This window comes from Iodobacter fluviatilis (assembly GCF_900451195.1).
Lineage (GTDB): Bacteria > Pseudomonadota > Gammaproteobacteria > Burkholderiales > Chitinibacteraceae > Iodobacter > Iodobacter fluviatilis.
Window position 1 is genome coordinate 2344736 of sequence record NZ_UGHR01000001.1, and the last position, 16910, is coordinate 2361645.

Sequence of the window (16910 nt, forward strand, 5' to 3'; positions counted from 1 at the left end):
AGGGGGGAGGCGAATGAATCCACGTATCAAAATTTGCGGTTTGCTTGATCCGGAAATGGCAAGACGTACGGCGGAGCTGGGGGCTGATGCAATTGGTCTGGTGTTTTATCCACCCAGCCCACGGCATGTAGAGATTGCCGTTGCGGCGCAAATTGTCGCCGCTTTGCCTGCTTTTGTAAGCAGTGTGGGTTTGTTTGTGAATGCAGAGGCGGCTTTTGTGCGCAGCGTACTTGACCGTGTGCCGCTGGATATCTTGCAATTTCATGGTGATGAAACACCTGAGTATTGCCGTCAGTTTGGACGCCCTTATTTAAAAGCACTAAGGGTAACACCTGACATAAATTTGGTAGAATATGCACAGCGTTTTGTGGACGCGCTTTGCAAAGGGATTTTAGTTGATGCTTTTGTAGAAGGGGTGCCAGGTGGGACGGGTGAGGCTTTTGATTGGGATCTTTTGCCTAAAGATCTGTCTTTGCCACTGGTTTTGTCGGGTGGTTTGCATCCGGATAATGTCTATGAAGCGATTTGTAAGGTTAGGCCTTGGGCCGTGGATGTATCTAGCGGCGTAGAAAGCAGCAAGGGAATCAAAGATGCAGCAAAAATTGCTGCCTTTATTAATCAAGCAGAGAGAAAAGCGCATGACTGAGACTAAACACGAGCAGCAGCCCTATCAGCAACCTGATTCCCTCGGCCATTTTGGCCAATTTGGTGGCATTTTTGTTGCTGAAACCCTGATTCCTGCTTTGGATGAGCTACGTATTGAGTACGAAAAAGCCCTGCAAGACCCAGATTTTGTTGCTGAGTATCACAGCGAGCTCAAACACTATGTTGGACGTCCAAGCCCCATTTATCACGCAAAACGCTGGTCCGAGGCACTGGGTGGCGCACAAATCTATTTAAAGCGCGAAGACCTGAATCACACCGGCGCGCATAAAGTGAACAACACCATCGGCCAGGCGCTGCTTGCCCGCCGTATGGGTAAAAAACGGGTCATTGCCGAAACGGGCGCGGGTCAGCACGGTGTCGCTTCGGCGACCGTAGCGGCACGTTATGGCCTTGAATGTATCGTTTATATGGGCGCGGAAGATGTGAAGCGCCAGGCACCTAATGTATTCAGGATGAAATTGCTGGGCGCAAAAGTGGTCGCCGTAGAATCAGGCACAAAAACCCTGAAAGACGCGATGAATGAAGCGATGCGTGATTGGGTAACCAATGTGGATTCTACCTACTACATTATTGGCACATGTGCAGGCCCGCATCCTTATCCGCAGCTGGTGCGCGATTTTCAGCGTGTTATCGGCGATGAGTGCAAAGTACAGATGCCGGAAATGATAGGCCGTCAGCCTGATGCGGTTGTGGCTTGTGTGGGCGGTGGCTCGAATGCGATTGGGATTTTCTACCCCTATGTGGATGATTTATCCGTGCGTTTGATTGGTGTAGAGGCAGGGGGGGATGGCGTTGAAACCGGCCGCCATGCTGCGCCGCTGACCTCTGACGCTAAAGTAGGTATCCTGCACGGCAACCGTACCTTCCTGATGCAGGATGAAGATGGGCAGATTGCAGACACGCATTCTATCTCTGCCGGGCTGGATTATCCGGGGGTGGGGCCAGAGCACAGCTACCTGAAAGACATCGGTCGCGCTGAGTATGTGGCAATTAATGATGACGAAGCCATTGCAGCTTTTCACGATCTTTGTCATTTTGAGGGTATCATTCCGGCCCTTGAGTCGAGCCATGCGCTGGCCCATGCTGCAAAGATGGCAAAAACGATGTCTAAAGATCAGGTGATTCTGGTGAATTTATCCGGTCGTGGTGATAAAGATATTCCTACGTTGGCCCGCCTTTCCGGCATCGAACTTGGAAACTAATGCTATGTCCAGAATTCAACAGACATTCTCGCGCTTACAAAGCCAAAATCGCCAAGCCCTGATTCCTTTTGTCACGGCAGGTGATCCGCATCCCCGTGTAACGGTGGATGTCATGCATGCACTGGTCGCTGGCGGTGCGGATATTTTGGAATTGGGCGTGCCTTTTTCTGATCCGATGGCCGATGGCCCGGTGATTCAACGCGCATCAGAGCGCGCACTCCTGCACGGCGTGAGTTTACGCAATGTGCTTGGAATGGTGGCTGAATTTCGCCAGAAAAACACAGAAACACCCGTTGTGCTGATGGGCTACGCGAATCCGATGGAAGCAATGGGCTATGAGGCTTTTTCCAAAGCAGCAGTACAAGCGGGCGTGGACGGCGTACTGACCGTTGATTTGCCGCCGGAAGAAGCCAAAGAGCGCGTGGCTATTTTAAAAGCTCACGGCATTGATCCGATCTTTTTGCTGGCACCAACAACGCACGCATCCAGAATTAAAGCAGTTGCCGAGCTGGCATCGGGCTATGTGTACTATGTTTCCCTGAAAGGGGTAACAGGCTCGGCCAATCTGGACATCGCTGATGTAACAGAAAAGCTAAGTGTATTAAAAGAATATCTCACCATCCCGATTGGCGTTGGTTTTGGGATTAGTGATGCAGCTACTGCAAAAGCAGTGGCTGCCGTGGCCGATGCAGTGGTGATTGGTTCACGTTTGGTAAAAGAAGCTGAGGCCGGAGAAGAAGGCCTTGCTGATCGATTAACTGATTTTCTTACCGGCATTCGTGCCGCGATGGACACCGCTCGCGTTTAAGCGTGTTTTAAAATCCCGTCATCTGCAAAGATGGCGGGATTTTAACGCCCCTTAGAGCGGTGCTGATGGAGGAATACAATGAGCTGGCTGCAAAAACTGCTTCCGCCAAAGATTAAGATCCGTACCACGGTGAGTAAGTCCGGTGTACCGGAAGGCCTCTGGCACAAGTGCCCGGCCTGCAGCGCGGTTTTATACCGCACTGATCTGGAAAATAATTTAGAAGTCTGCCCTAAATGTGATTATCACAATGCTGTTTCTGCACGTCGCCGGCTGGACATCCTGCTTGATCAGGAAGGGCGATTTGAGATTGGCGCAGAAGTTAAACCGCTGGATGTTCTGAAGTTTAAAGACAGCAAGAAATACAGCGAGAGGCTGAGCGCAGCTCAGGCAGCAACGGGCGAAGAAGACGCGCTGGTCGTGATGCAGGGCGCGATTCAGAATGTGCCGGTTGTCATGGCGGCATTTGAATTTAAATTTATCGGCGGCTCAATGGGCTCGGTTGTGGGCGAGCGTTTTGTGCGCGGCGTACTTACTGCGATTGAAAACAATGTCCCCTTTATTTGCGTTTCAGCTTCAGGCGGTGCGCGAATGCAGGAAGGTTTGAATTCGCTGATGCAAATGACCAAAACCAGCGCCATTTTGACTAAGCTTGCGGATAAGAAACTGCCGTTTATTTCTATTCTGACGGACCCGACAATGGGGGGGTATCTGCCTCTTTTGCCTTTCTGGGTGACATCGTAATGGCTGAGCCTGGTGCACTGATTGGCTTTGCGGGCCAGCGCGTGATTGAGCAGACCGTGCGTGAAACATTACCGGAAGGTTTTCAGCGTGCTGAGTTCCTGCTGGAAAAAGGCGCATTGGATATGGTGGTTGATCGCCGTGAAATGCGTCAGAAATTAGCGCAATTAATGACCCTTCTTTCTAAACAGCCAGCCCTTAACTGATGTCTATGCCGTTTGATTCCCTCTCCCTTGATGCGTGGTTATCCCATTTAGAGCAACTTCACCCAAGCGCCATTGATATGGGTTTGGAGCGTGTTGTTCGCGTGCGGGATGCCTTAGGTTTAAAACCTGATTTTTCTGTGCTGCTGGTGGGGGGGACAAATGGCAAAGGCTCAGTTTGTACCATGCTTTCCAGTATTTTGTGTGCAGCAGGATATAAAGTAGGCACTTATACCTCACCTCACTTACTGCATTATCAGGAAAGGGTGGCGATTAATCTTCGCCCCGCTTCTGATGCCGATATTGTCGCCAGCTTTCAAGCAATTGAAAACGCCCGTGGCGACACTTCCCTCACTTATTTCGAATTTGGCACCTTAGCCGCAATGCAGCAGTTTATGGCCGCAGGCGTTGATGTGGCTGTGATGGAAGTCGGCTTAGGCGGGCGTCTGGATGCCGTGAATGCTTTTGAGCCTGTGGCTTCTGCTGTGGTTAATGTGGGGCTGGATCATCAGTCATTTTTGGGTGATACCCGCGAAGCCATCGGGCATGAAAAAGCCGGCATTTACCGGCAGGGCAAAATTGCACTTTGCGCAGACCCCGAACCACCTGCCACGCTGATTGCTGAAGCGCAGCGCATCGGCGCGCATCTGCAGCTGATCGGACAAGATTTCGGTTTTGAAAAACAGGCAGAAGGGCAGCAGTGGACATGGTGGAATAAAGCAGGCGTGCGCCGCCATGCGCTGCCGTTTCCTGCACTACGCGGCCAGTACCAGTTAGGTAATGCTGCCGTTGTGCTGGCGCTGCTCGATGCGGTAAAAGATGTACTGCCGGTTGGGATTGGTGATATTAAACGTGGCCTGCTGGAAGTTGAGCTGGCTGCACGCTTTCAGGTTTTACCCGGCCGTCCTGCTGTTGTGCTGGATGTGGGGCATAATCCGCATGCGGCGAAAGTCTTACGTGCCAATTTAGATAATATGGGCTTTTATTCAAGCACCCATGCGGTGCTGGGGATGATGGCGGATAAAGATATTGCCGGTGTAGTGGCTTTATTGGCAGATCGTATTGATGTCTGGCATTTAGCTGCACCACAGCTGCCACGAGCAGCAACCCCGACGCAACTTGCTGAAATTGTCGGCAAGCTTGCACCGCTGGCGAAAATAAATATTTATGAGAATGTAGCGCTTGCTTTCGCTTCGGCCTGTAAGCTTGCGGATGAAAGTGATAGAATTCTCGCCTTTGGATCCTTTTACACAGTTGCTGAAGTCATGGCGACGCGTGAGCGCTGAATATGATCAACCGAAATGTCAGCGATGATTTGCTGCAGCTTAAAAAACGTGCCCGCCGCCGCCTTGTGGGTGCGATTGCACTGGTGCTGTTTGCTCTGATCGTTTTATGGACTGCACTCGATAGTGCGCCGCCAGCCGTCATTGCCGGTGGAAATAATATTGAAATTATTTCCAGCTCGCCGGCATTACAACAGCCATCGCCCGAGCCTGTCGTTGTGGCGCAGGCCTCAGCTGTAGAGCAGGCCGGTGCCGCACTGATTACCCCTGTGCCTGAAGAAATTCAGCCTCCTGTTGCAACACCCGAACCCGCTTACCGCGTGGCCAGCCCTGCACAGAGTGTGCTGCCGGGTAAACTGGTGAATCACCAGAAAAAAGTGGTGATTCCTACCGCGACACCTTCTCCTAAACCTGCTCCTGTAGCCAAACCCACGCCCACTCCCAAGCCTGCCGTCGACCCGCAGCGTATTTTGGAAGGGCTGGATGTAGCCCCCGCAGCAAAATCGGCGGCTGCTGATCCTAAGCGCTATTACATTCAAATTGGCGCTTATGCCGACGCGGATAAGGCGGCTCAGGTGGTCAGTAAATTACAAGGAGCTGGGATTCCTGCTTATTCCGAAAAAACGGTTACAGACAAAGGCGCTTTAACCCGTGTACGTGTTGGCCCTGTTCACGATGAAGAAAAAGCTCAGAGTTACCTTAAAAAAATGGGAGTGCTTGGTTTTAGCGGGCACCTGTCTGGCAAATAGGTTAAAGCATGACTGGCTTTGATTACACAATATTAGGCATCATGGGGCTTTCCATGCTGCTCTCAGTAATGCGGGGCCTTGTGCAGGAAGCGTTGGCGCTGGCGGCATGGGTGTTGGCGTTTTGGCTGGCCAGCCATTATTCCAGCCAGGTGTCTGTATGGATGCCTAAAAATCTGCCGAATGAAGAGCTGCGCTATCTGGCCGCTTTTGTCGCGATTTTTTTTGTGACCTGGGTGGCCTCGGCTATGTTAAGGGTAACGCTGAATCAATTTATGCAAGCCACCGGACTTAAGCCGGCTGACCGGCTTTTTGGTGCAGGTTTTGGTTTGGTTCGCGGTTTTTTACTGAGTTTAACGCTGGTTTTGCTGGCGGGGTTTACTAGTCTGCCCAAGCAAACAATATGGCGGAATGCCATGTTCAGCCCCCTGTTTGAAGAAGCGGCCGTGATGGCCAAGATTTGGCTGCCAGAAGCACTGGCAGCCCGCATTCATTATGATTAACCGCTGTGCAGTTGGCGGATTGATTTGGATGAGTCCTTCGTCCCTTGTTTTTAGCAGTTGCCGTTCAGGCCAAAATTAACTGCCAGACTGACTGGCAGTACGCATTTGTTACGATTAAGAACTCAAAGGGGCATTTCTGATGTGTGGCATTGTAGGTATCGTCGCCAAGACACCCGTTAATCAGCTGTTGTACGATGGCTTGTTGGTTTTACAGCATCGTGGGCAAGATGCAGCAGGGATTGTAACGGCAGAGGGGCTGACGCTCCATATGCACAAAGGGCAGGGCTTAGTGAGTGATGTGTTCCGCACTCGCAATATGCGCTCTTTGATGGGCAATGCCGGTATTGGGCATGTGCGTTACCCAACCGCAGGATCTGCATCCAGCTTGGCTGAATCTCAGCCTTTTTATGTCAACAGCCCGTTTGGTATCGTGCTGGCGCATAACGGCAACTTAACCAACGATAAGCAGCTCAAAGAAGATATGTACCGCACTGACCTGCGCCATATCAATACCAATTCTGATTCTGAAGCACTGCTGAATGTTTTTGCCCACGAATTGTCCCGCCGCGTAAAAGGCCCTGAGCTGAATGCGGAAACCATTTTTGATGCAATTACTGCGGTGCATGCCCGGGTTAAAGGGGCTTACGCGGTAGTTGCCATGATTGCAGGCTTTGGCTTGGTGGCATTCCGTGATCCTTACGGTATTCGCCCGCTTTGCTTAGGTACGCATGAAACACCAGAAGGCTTGGAGTACATCGTGGCCTCCGAATCGGTGGCGCATGATGTATTGGGCTTTAAATTTGAGCGCGATATTGCGCCGGGTGAAGCCGTATTCGTGACTTTTGAAGGCGAATTCCACAGCAAGCAATGCCACGCTAATCCTGTGCTGGTGCCTTGTATTTTTGAACATGTTTATTTTGCCCGCCCGGATACCGTGATTGATGGTATTTCAGTGCACGAAGCGCGCTTAAACATGGGTGAAAATCTGGCCGATAAAGTAGCTGCCGTGATTCCAAAGCTTGATATCGACGTGGTGATTCCTATTCCGGATACTAGCCGTGATTCAGCCTTGCAATTAGCTAATAAATTAGGTTTGCCATATCGCGAAGGCTTTATGAAAAACCGCTATATTGGCCGCACCTTTATTATGCCTGGCCAAGCCAGCCGTAAAAAATCGGTTCGCCAAAAGCTCAATCCAATTGCCGTTGAATTCCGTGGCAAAAATGTATTGCTGGTCGATGATTCCATTGTGCGTGGCACAACTAGCCGCCAGATCGTACAAATGGTGCGAGATTGCGGTGCCACAAAGGTGTATCTGGCCTCTGCAGCGCCACCTGTTATGTATCCGCATGTTTACGGTATTGATATGCCAACCCGTGCCGAGCTGATTGCAACAGGGCGCACTGATCAGCAAATTGCCGATGAAATTGGCGTGGATGCCATTATCTATCAGGAATTAGATGCCCTGATTGATGCATGCAGCAAAGCCAGCGGCGGGGTAATCACTTCATTTGAAACATCATGTTTCGATGGTCAGTACATTACAGGTGATATTACACCTGCGTATCTGGATGAATTAGAAGCAAAGCGTTTGTCGCCCTTGTCTGCAAAAGCTGGTGATGTGGCAGAAAGCCGTTTATTAGATATGAATATTGGCGTAGGCGAGCAGAATTTGCTCTAAGCCTGCCCATAATTAAAACGCCAGCCTGAGGGCTGGCGTTTTTTTTGCCTGCCGTTTCCAGCATAAACGTTTCTTTGTCTTATCCTAGGTAAGCAGTGTTTTCGCTGGGTGTCAGATAAAAAAAGAGGGCGAATAGGTATGACGCATGCATTTCTTACAAAAATAGATTGCATTAAGTTGTTAGCTTACGCACATTTTATGGCTACCTGCCCAAAGGTTGGCTGTAGTCTTGTTGCGGCCATGGATTGAATCTATTGTTTAAGTAATCTAGTTTATTTCTAGCTTAGTCTGGTCTTTTGCTTTTATGGCGCTTCTAAACCATCAGCAGGTTTTGTATGCACAATGCGACCCCCCAATTTTTAGAGCTGGGCCCTTCAGCCAAAAACATGACTGAAAGTGTAGAGACAATTCACAAAGTGATTTCATCCCGCTATCCCGGTGTAGACCGGGTGGCACTGGCGATTTATGACTCGGCCAGTGATACGCTGAAAACCTTTGTGAGCAGCAACCATGATGGCGTGGCTTTGGCTGCCTATGAGGCGAAGTTGCAAAACGTGCCCTCCTTAAGAGCGCTTGCAAAGGCTCGTCAGTCGCGCGTTGTGCAGGATATTGACGACAGTTTCCCTAAATGCACAGAACATACCGCTTGGCTGAAGGGTATGGGCTATTTATCCAGCTATACCGTGCCGGTATATCAAAGAGACGAGCTGGCAGGGTTTATCTTTTTTGATTCAAAGTCGGCCTGTTTTTTTACTGAAGAATCTGCCCGCTTTTTAGATATTTTTACGGGTCTGATTGCTCAGCTTTATTTATTGCAGCTCACCGCCGTGCGCAGCCTGATTGGCACGGTGCATATTGCCAGTGATTTAGCCAAAGTCCGTGATTTGGAAACCGGTAATCACCTAGAGCGTATGGCCAGCTATTCGCGCATTATTGCTAAAGAACTGGCTCATTCATATTCACTGCCAGATGAATTTGTTGAATATGTTTATTTATTTGCACCTTTGCATGATATTGGCAAGGTAGGCATCCCTGATCGAATTTTATTTAAACCGGGTCAATTAGATGATGAAGAATGGCGGGTCATGCGCAGTCATGTGGAAATGGGCGAAAATCTGATTGATCAGATTATTTCAGGCTTGGGGATGGTAGAAAACATGTCAACCAGTGTGATGCGTAATATGGTGGCGGGTCATCATGAGCGGGGAGATGGCTCTGGCTATCCGCGTGGCCTGCTGATGGCAGATATCCCGCTGGAAGCGCGCATTGTGGCCGTAGCCGATGTGTTTGATGCCCTGAGCAATGTACGGCCCTACAAGCTGTCATGGACAGAAGAGCGGGTTTGGGCCGAGCTAGAGCGCGAAGCAGCGCTTGGACGTCTGGATGCAGAATGCGTGAATGCCCTGCGTGGCGCAGAGCAGGAGCGGCGGCGGATACAGGATCGTTTTGCAGATCAGTAATTGCATGGCTTGGGAGTGGCTGAAAAAAGGCTTGAATAAGCGGGGAAAGGGGCAGCGGGCTGTAATGCTTACGTTATAATAAGCGCCAAAAGCGGATGTTGCTGCCTTGAATGAATGCCCCTCCTTAGAACAAGTAGAGAAAGCCATGTTTGAAGATGAATTCCTGCACCCCGATACTTTAGCCGTTAGAGCGGGCACTACCCGCAGTCAGTTTGGCGAACACTCTGATGCGATGTACCTGACATCTAGCTTTGTGGTGGGCAGCGCTGAAGAAGCCTCATTAAAATTTACCGGCCAGATGCCCGGCTTTATTTACTCCCGCTTTACTAATCCCACAGTCACAGCCTTTGAAGAAAGACTCGCCGCCTTAGAAGGGGCCGAGCGCGCCGTGGCCACCGCATCAGGCATGAGCGCGATCTTGTCGCTGTTTATGGCGCATTTAAAATCCGGCGATCATGTAGTGGCCTCGGCCAGCCTGTTTGGCTCCACCATTCAGCTACTAAATGTCTACCTAAGTAAGTTTGGTGTTAGTGTCACCTATGTTTCAGCGACGGATACCGCCGAATGGGCAGCGGCCTGCCAGCCGAATACCAAGTTGCTGTTTTTAGAAACGCCATCCAATCCGCTGACTGAAATTAGCGATATTCGCACCATTGCCGATATCGCCCATGCCCACGATGCCCTGCTGGTGGTGGACAACTGCTTTTGCACCCCCATCCTGCAAAAACCATTAGCACTTGGCGCCGATTTGGTGGTGCATTCGGCCACCAAATATATCGATGGCCAGGGCCGCGTGCTGGGCGGGGCGGTCGTCGGCTCATCAGCACTGGTTGACCCCGTGTATTTATTCCTGCGCACCGCTGGCCCAAGCTTGTCAGCCTTTAATGCATGGGTCTTACTCAAGGGCCTAGAAACCCTGCCAATCCGCATGCGCGCCCATTCAGAAACCGCCTTAAAACTGGCCTCCTACCTAGAAGCGCACCCCGCCGTAGAGCAAGTCTACTACCCCGGCCTGCCTTCGCACCCGCAGCACGCGCTGGCCATGACCCAGCAAAACGCGGGCGGCGGCATGGTGTCTTTCGTGGTGAAAGGTGGCCGCGAGCAAGCCTGGAAAATCGTCGACGCCGTGCAACTGATCAGCCGCACCGCCAATCTGGGCGACACCCGCAGCACCATCACCCACCCCGCCAGCACCACCCACGGCCGAATCACCCCCGCCGCGCGTGAAGCAGCAGGCATCACCGAAGGCCTGATCCGTATTTCGGTAGGGCTGGAATATATTGATGATTTAATTGCTGATTTGGAGCAGGGATTGGCTTAGTATTTTTGTTTGAATGATATGTGTAGGGCGTACTCGAAGCTCCGCGTGCGACAGTTTTTAGTCGCTCAGCGATGCGCAGTACGCCAGTCAGTAAGTGAATAAAGACAATGACTGCGCCCCGCTACCGTCGGATGGTTTTTAAATCGCAGTTTTGTGTTTTTGCTGTGAAACAATATTTCACAAGACCACAACTTATTAATTGCCGCTGAACTCGGCGTTAGGACTAGGAATACCCATGCTTACTTCAAAACCTGCCCTCTCAAACGTAGAGGCGGTGAATGAATATGCTCTGAAGCGCCCGCTGTTGGTGAGTTTTACTACTAAACTTGAGGTTTTGCTTCGCGATCTTCTTCAGGCTCAGAAGCTCGAGTTTCATCTCATCGAATCGCGTACCAAGGATGTCGTTAGTCTCAAGGAGAAGATTAACCGCTCATCAAAATCATACCGCGACCCGTTGAGCGAAGTGTCTGACTTATGCGGTCTCCGGGTGATTACCTACTACCAAGATCATGCAGACGCGATTGGCAGACTTATCCAAGAGGAGTTTCTCGTAGATGACGGCCTCTCAGTTCTTCACTCATCACAGGGGGCTGAGTTTGGCTATCGGTCATCACACTTTGTGGTGCGTCTTTCTCCAACGCGTTCAGCTTTATTGGAGTGGGGTGGGTTTGACGCCATTTGTGCAGAAATTCAAGTGCGAACTGTGCTGCAGCACGCTTGGGCCGCCATCTCTCATAAGCTCCAGTATAAGCGTGAAGAAGACGTCCCGATCGCTCTCAAGCGAAAGCTCTTCCGCCTTTCTGCCCTGTTCGAACTTGCAGATGATGAATTCGTTTCTCTACGCGATGCCTCGGGGGAGGTTCGAAAGGAGATCACTGCTCAACTTGCAACAGGGGAGCGTTCTATTCTGCTCGATAGTGTCTCACTAGACGAATACATTTCTACCTCGCTAGTGGTTATGGAGATTTGTGCCGACGCGGAATCTGCTGGTTTTTCTTTTGAGACCCCTGACAATGAAATAGTCGACGAAGATGACTCTATAGATCGGCTCTCCGATACACTTCGGCTTGCTACAATTGCTGGCCTTACAACAGTAGAAGATTTTGATGCCGTGCTCAATAGAGCAGTTCGATGGTCGAAGGAATACTTACATGCGCAGTACATTGCGGGCGAAAGAGAGTCATCGTCAACATGGTATGCAACTGCAGGCTTTATTTGTGAACTAATTCTCATTGCCTCCTATGCGGATCTCTTTCGAGTTGGCAACCTATTAATGTCTGGTTATGAGCGCACCATTGCTAATCGCGTGTTTGAAGTCGCGAAAAGTTTTCTAGGGGCCCGTACTAAATGATCCTTCTATCTAAAATGCCTCGTCTCTCTGTGCTTTAATCACTTCCTATTTTCTTTCTTGTTTTGTAATTATTCAGGGGCTGGGGTCAGTCCTTGCCTCTTGCAATATTACCTTCGGGTCAAAGCCAACATCCCTTGCATAATATTTGGGTTTCCACCGCCTAACATCCGCTAGTTAAAAACTGTTAATAGTCTGCTAAATAATTTGACAGCTTATAGCCTGTGTTCTTGATTTACATAAAGATGAATTGGCATTTCTTAGGGTGTACAGCAGGTAGTCGGAGTGCACAGGGCGGTGCGCAAGAAAGGCGACTTGTGCACCCTATATAAAATCAGATATCGAACTGTTTTTTGTTTTAAGTCGCAGGTCTGGTGGTGAGCACTTCTGCATAAGTAACTACATACAATAAGCGGCTCTTTCAGCACTGTAGCCTCCCCCTTTGTTAAAGGGGGCTGAGGGGGCCCGAGGGGGATTTACCTTGGGGTAGCTTTGTTTATTGCATCTTTGTAAAAAGATGCCATTCCAAATCACCCCTGACCCCCCTTTTTCAAAGGGTGGAATAAGTGCATTAAACTTGCCTAGATACTTATGCCCCTCCTGAGTATTTAATCCAAATACTGCGCCGCTCGCCCGCTCATTTGTGCGGTGATGGCTTCTTTAATGTCGGCAGAGAGCAGCATGCCGCCGTTCCAGGTGGCGACGTATTCCAGACCGTCGTTTACGCTATGATCGCGGCTGTAGTTCAGCACCTGTTTGCTGCCGCGCACAGCCAGCGGGGATTGGGCGGCGATGACGCTGGCGGTGCGCATGGCGGCGGCAAGGCATTCTTCTGGGCTGGCTAAGACTTTGTTCACTAGGCGCACGCTTAGCGCCTCGTTGGCGGGCATGTCCATGGCGGTGAAGGTCATTTCACGCGCTGTGCCCTCCCCAACCACACGGCCTAGGCGCTGCAAGCTGCCTACGTCGGCAACAAGGCCCATTGCCACTTCGCGCACGCTAAAGCTGGCGTCTGTGCTGGCGTATCTAAAATCGGCTGCCAGTACCAAATCTAAGCCGCCACCCACGCAGGCACCATGAATCGCGGCGATCACGGGTTTGCGGCAGAGTTCTAGGCTGCTGACTGAGGATTGCAGGTTTAAAATCAGTGCGCGGATGGTTTCGCGATTACGCGCTTCGCATTCGCTCGTCAGGCTGGTCTGAATTTCAGCCAGCATCATTAAATCGATGCCTGCACAGAAATTACGCCCGGCGCCATTCAGTACCACTGCACGCACTTCGGCGCTTTGGTCGCACCATTGCAAGGCCGCTTTGATTTCTTGCCACATCAGGGCGTTGAGCGAATTGGCTTTTTTAGGGCGATTCAGGGTGACAAGGGCGATGGCGTTGCTGACATTCACTTCAATCGTTTCGTATTGCATGGGGCGTCCTTTTTTAATAGAAGCTTGCAGTGGTATTAAATTGTTGTGAAAGGCTTAATCGCGCTTTTTAGGCAGCCACGCCCAGACCATTTCGCACTGAATAGGCGCTTCGCCAGATTCATCGCTGATCTCTACATTTACAGAAAAATTACCTTTTTCTGTGCTGTGTAATAGCTCGATTTGATCATCACTTAGGGTGGCTACGGCACGCATATCGCCCTGTGAGCGCTTTTGGTAATCCACATGCATGGCTTTAAGCAGCAGCAGCTTATCGTCCGGCACATTCATGCCCATCACAAAGCCGGTGCTGGTTTCGGCCAGCAATGCCATCGCCGCAGCGTGCACGCCTTTGATATGGTTTTGCACCTTGCGGCGGTTTTTAATGGAGACCACCAGCCGCGCCGCACTGACTTCTTCAAACTGCACAGAGGCCGTGGATAAAAAAGGCACGATACGGCCAAACAGGCGGGTCAGGATAAAGCTGCGTAAGCCTTGTGGCAGATTGGCCGTTTTGGCGGCAATACGGCTCATTTTATTGAGTGGGCGGGTCATCTGGGCGGCCTTATCGATCTGGAGTAGAAGATAAAATAGCAAGAAACCGCGCCGCTTGTGACCGGAATATCCCGCCTTTACAAACGATCGTTTTAATGTAGTGTTTTGTCGCAGAGCTTACGGCGGTGTTTTAAATGCAATAAGTTTGGCACAGCACTTACATTACACTGGCCCTGAGTAGCAAGGGCTTGATTCCAAAGTGCAGATGAAAGCGGCTGCTAAAACGGGAGGCAGAGGCAAAGCCGCATTGCCTTGCTATTTGTCCTATGGGTTGCCTGCTTGTTTGAATCATGCCTAAAGCTGTATTTAATCTGACGTGCTCAAGTATTTTTCGAAATGAGCTGCCTTCTAGTCCTAGCTGGCGGCGTAGCGTGGATGCGCCCATTTGTAAATGTTGAGCCATTTCTTCTACGGTCCATTCTTTGCCTGGCTGGAATAAAACCTGTTGCTGGACCCGCGTAACGACCGCTGAGCTACGGTCAACAAAGAGTGCGCCACCTAAGCCTGCTAAGGCCAGCCCTAGTAATAAGCCAATGGCTCTATGCTCTAGTAGCTCTATGATTTCGCCATGCTGGCTTGCTGTAAAAAGCTCATCCCATAGCTGGGTAAGGGTGGGGTTGAGTTTGGCGCACAGCTTAGGGTCTATGGTTTGCAAGGCGTGTACGGCCTTGGGATAGGCCCTGCGGCATGCTTGCATAATTTGGGGGTCGAGTTGCAGCACTTCACAAACATAGCCATGTGCATCTGGTTGATTAGATAAGCTCATTTCTAGCCCTGCGGGCACAATGATGATCTCGCCACTACGGGCAATCTGCGTTTGCTCGTTGAGGTAAATATGCTTGGCACCATGGCGTACCCGCATCAGGGTGAATTGCAGAAAGCACACTTGTCGTAAAGACTGGGTGGCTTTGGCCTGAATCACACACTGCTGAATACTGCGGCTTGTAAGCTGGCTCATTCAGGCTCCAGTTGATTGAGAATTATTGTAAGCACTTTCTTGATTGCAAGGCAGAAGTAAGCTCATCCTATTAACGATGCTTTTGTTCTAGGAAATCGGCATTTTTTTAGGGTGTACAACGACGAAGCGCAGAAAATGCGGTGCAAGAAAAACGACTTGCACACCCTATGCAAAACCAGACTTGCTCCTGTTTTTTTGTCTTAAGTTGATAGGGGCAGGATGATAGCCCGTGGGTTTCACCTGCCTTACAAGTACAAACGGCTTGGTTTCTGGCGTTTATTTTTTCCGCTGATATGTCGCGATCAGTTGAGCGGTGCCAAGCTTGTGTTGGTTCAGCATATAGCCCACCAATGCACCGCTGGTTTGGGCATCCAATGGAAGCTGTTCAATATCTAAAGCCCAGATAGTGTGGATATAACGGTGAGCGGGGTCTCCAGCGGGTGGACATGCTCCACCAAAGCCTGCTGCGCCGTAGTCGGTACGCGTTTCTAATGCGCCCTTAGGGACGCTGCCCGTGGCTACAGATGTTGTACTTGCTGGGATATTGACCACATTCCAGTGCCACCAACCGCTGCCTGTCGGTGCGTCTGGATCAAATACGGTAATTGCAAAGCTTTTGGTGCCAGCGGGCGCATTTTGCCATTGTAATTGGGGGGAGAGGTTTGCTCCGCTGCAGCCAAAGCCGTTAAATTCTTGTTTGGCCGACATCGGGGTATCGGCCTTGATATCTGTACTGCGAACACTAAAATCTGCGGCAAAAACTGTTTGGCTTATCAGTAAGGCGGTTAATAGCATGGCTTTCATTGTGTGGCTCCTTAATCAGAGCCCTCATCATATAAAGCCTTGCCTGCTTGTTTTATCCTTAAACGCTCTATTTTTAGCTTATTTCGCTCTGATCATGTTATTTATGAGTAAAAGTGCTTTTAATCGCTTGGGGGTAAGCCCCACTTTGCATTGTACTTACAATGCGTTCAGATAGAGCGACGCTTCTTGTGATGGCAAAGCGCGTCGTCCAAAGGCCAATACCGCATCGCTGATGCGCTTGGCTTCCTGCGTTTGTTTTTGCCAGTGATGCCAGTACAGCGGGATATGAATACGCTCGCTTGCGGCCAGCTCAATGATTTTACCCGATGCAATGGCGGGTTTGGCTTGGGCGTAAGGAATGGCAGCGTAAGCCAAGCCAAAGCATACCGCATCAAACAGCGCATGGCTTTCAGGGATCTGATGGCAGGGGAAGTGATCATCCATAATGCCGTAACGCTCGCCTAACCAGCGTTTGTGCAGGGAATCGCGGTTGCCAAAAATGGCCGTTGGCGCATGCATCAGCGCGGTTTGGGTAAAGCCCTGAGCGAAATGCCGCTCTGCAAAAGCAGGCGTTGCCACAAAAACATAGGGCATGCTGCCCAGGCTTTGTACGGCGCAGCCCGTTACCGCGCTGGGCTGCGTGCTGATGCAGCCTGCCACATCGCCTGCCCGCAGCAAATCCAGCGTATAGCCTTCATCATCGATTACACATTCAAGTAGTAAACGCTCGCTTTCTAATAGCGGGGCCAGCGCATCCAGTAAACCAATCGCTAGGCTGTCAGCATTCACCCCTAGGCGCACGCTTTGCCAATCCTGCTCTTTAAAATCGATTTGCTCGGCAAGGGCGGCCTCTAATTGGCGCACCTGCCTGAAATGCACAATCAGCTTTTCACCCGCGCGCGTGGCGTGCACTGGGCTTTCACGCACCACTAATACTTTGCCCAGTTTTTCTTCCAGCGATTTAATGCGCTGCGATACGGCAGACTGCGTTAAAAACAGGCGCTTGGCGGCCCGCTCAAAACTGCTTTCACGCACCACCATATCCAGCGCTTCCAGTAATTTGTAGTCAAGCATCAGTTTGGCTTATGCAACATAAGAATTGCTTGTTTTACCATAAATCAAGCATGTGTTTGAATGCTAAATAACAAGGGAATACAAAACAGTTGTTTACTAAAGAATAAACCGCTGCCTAATGATTTATCTGGATGATGAGAAA

General features: G+C 50.5%; 15 protein-coding genes and 1 pseudogene. 11 read left to right on the top strand and 5 right to left on the bottom strand.

The annotated features are described in order from the left end of the window. The first annotated feature begins 13 nt into the window (after positions 1 to 13). The 11 genes and pseudogenes from DYD62_RS10725 (at position 14) to DYD62_RS10775 (ending at position 11962) form a co-directional block, all read left to right on the top strand. Positions 14 to 646, top strand: a complete 633-nt coding sequence (locus DYD62_RS10725) for a phosphoribosylanthranilate isomerase (protein WP_115227326.1) — start codon at positions 14 to 16, stop codon at positions 644 to 646. Beyond that, entirely contained in the window at positions 639 to 1868 is a 1230-nt protein-coding gene (trpB, locus tag DYD62_RS10730) for a tryptophan synthase subunit beta (protein ID WP_115228273.1), read from the top strand. The genes DYD62_RS10725 and trpB overlap by 8 nt, the downstream gene beginning before the upstream one ends. A gap of 4 nt (positions 1869 to 1872) precedes the next feature. Next, positions 1873 to 2676, top strand: coding sequence for a tryptophan synthase subunit alpha (trpA, locus tag DYD62_RS10735; RefSeq protein ID WP_115227327.1), 804 nt, complete (start codon positions 1873 to 1875; stop codon positions 2674 to 2676). 78 nt (positions 2677 to 2754) lie between these two features. Next, a pseudogene (gene accD, locus DYD62_RS10740) lies at positions 2755 to 3620 on the top strand (acetyl-CoA carboxylase, carboxyltransferase subunit beta). Beyond that, positions 3620 to 4903: a bifunctional tetrahydrofolate synthase/dihydrofolate synthase gene (gene folC / locus DYD62_RS10745; RefSeq protein WP_115227328.1), complete on the top strand. Its 1284-nt coding sequence runs from the start codon at positions 3620 to 3622 to the stop codon at positions 4901 to 4903. Before accD ends, folC begins: the two are co-directional and overlap by 1 nt. Positions 4904 to 4905: 2 nt before the next feature. Further along, entirely contained in the window at positions 4906 to 5649 is a 744-nt protein-coding gene (locus DYD62_RS10750; protein ID WP_115227329.1) for an SPOR domain-containing protein, read from the top strand. An 8-nt stretch (positions 5650 to 5657) separates the two neighbouring features. Further along, the gene (locus DYD62_RS10755; protein ID WP_115227330.1) at positions 5658 to 6149 is read left to right on the top strand and encodes a CvpA family protein; all 492 of its coding nucleotides are present in this window, start codon (positions 5658 to 5660) and stop codon (positions 6147 to 6149) included. A gap of 139 nt (positions 6150 to 6288) precedes the next feature. Next, positions 6289 to 7830: an amidophosphoribosyltransferase gene (gene purF, locus DYD62_RS10760; RefSeq protein ID WP_115227331.1), complete on the top strand. Its 1542-nt coding sequence runs from the start codon at positions 6289 to 6291 to the stop codon at positions 7828 to 7830. Positions 7831 to 8165: 335 nt separating this feature from the next. Beyond that, positions 8166 to 9290: an HD domain-containing phosphohydrolase gene (locus tag DYD62_RS10765; RefSeq protein WP_115227332.1), complete on the top strand. Its 1125-nt coding sequence runs from the start codon at positions 8166 to 8168 to the stop codon at positions 9288 to 9290. Positions 9291 to 9435: 145 nt separating this feature from the next. Next, positions 9436 to 10611, top strand: a complete 1176-nt coding sequence (locus tag DYD62_RS10770; RefSeq protein WP_115227333.1) for an O-succinylhomoserine sulfhydrylase — start codon at positions 9436 to 9438, stop codon at positions 10609 to 10611. A gap of 235 nt (positions 10612 to 10846) precedes the next feature. Beyond that, positions 10847 to 11962 (top strand): GTP pyrophosphokinase, encoded by a 1116-nt coding sequence (locus tag DYD62_RS10775; protein ID WP_115227334.1) that lies wholly within the window; start codon positions 10847 to 10849, stop codon positions 11960 to 11962. A 605-nt stretch (positions 11963 to 12567) separates the two neighbouring features. Here DYD62_RS10775 and DYD62_RS10780 read toward each other — a convergent pair. From DYD62_RS10780 to DYD62_RS10800, 5 genes are all read right to left on the bottom strand, one after another. Next, positions 12568 to 13380 carry a crotonase/enoyl-CoA hydratase family protein gene (locus tag DYD62_RS10780; RefSeq protein WP_115227335.1) on the bottom strand — a complete coding sequence of 271 codons (813 nt, stop codon included), beginning with the start codon at positions 13378 to 13380 and terminating at the stop codon, positions 12568 to 12570. Positions 13381 to 13434: 54 nt separating this feature from the next. Beyond that, positions 13435 to 13932 carry a DUF4442 domain-containing protein gene (locus DYD62_RS10785; protein WP_115227336.1) on the bottom strand — a complete coding sequence of 166 codons (498 nt, stop codon included), beginning with the start codon at positions 13930 to 13932 and terminating at the stop codon, positions 13435 to 13437. A 157-nt stretch (positions 13933 to 14089) separates the two neighbouring features. After that, positions 14090 to 14890, bottom strand: a complete 801-nt coding sequence (locus DYD62_RS10790; RefSeq protein WP_115227337.1) for a helix-turn-helix transcriptional regulator — start codon at positions 14888 to 14890, stop codon at positions 14090 to 14092. 276 nt (positions 14891 to 15166) lie between these two features. After that, positions 15167 to 15694 (bottom strand): YbhB/YbcL family Raf kinase inhibitor-like protein, encoded by a 528-nt coding sequence (locus tag DYD62_RS10795; RefSeq protein WP_115227338.1) that lies wholly within the window; start codon positions 15692 to 15694, stop codon positions 15167 to 15169. Positions 15695 to 15850: 156 nt separating this feature from the next. After that, a complete protein-coding gene (locus DYD62_RS10800) occupies positions 15851 to 16768 on the bottom strand; it encodes a LysR family transcriptional regulator ArgP (protein ID WP_115227339.1) in 918 nt (305 codons plus the stop codon). Between the last annotated feature and the right edge of the window lie 142 nt (positions 16769 to 16910).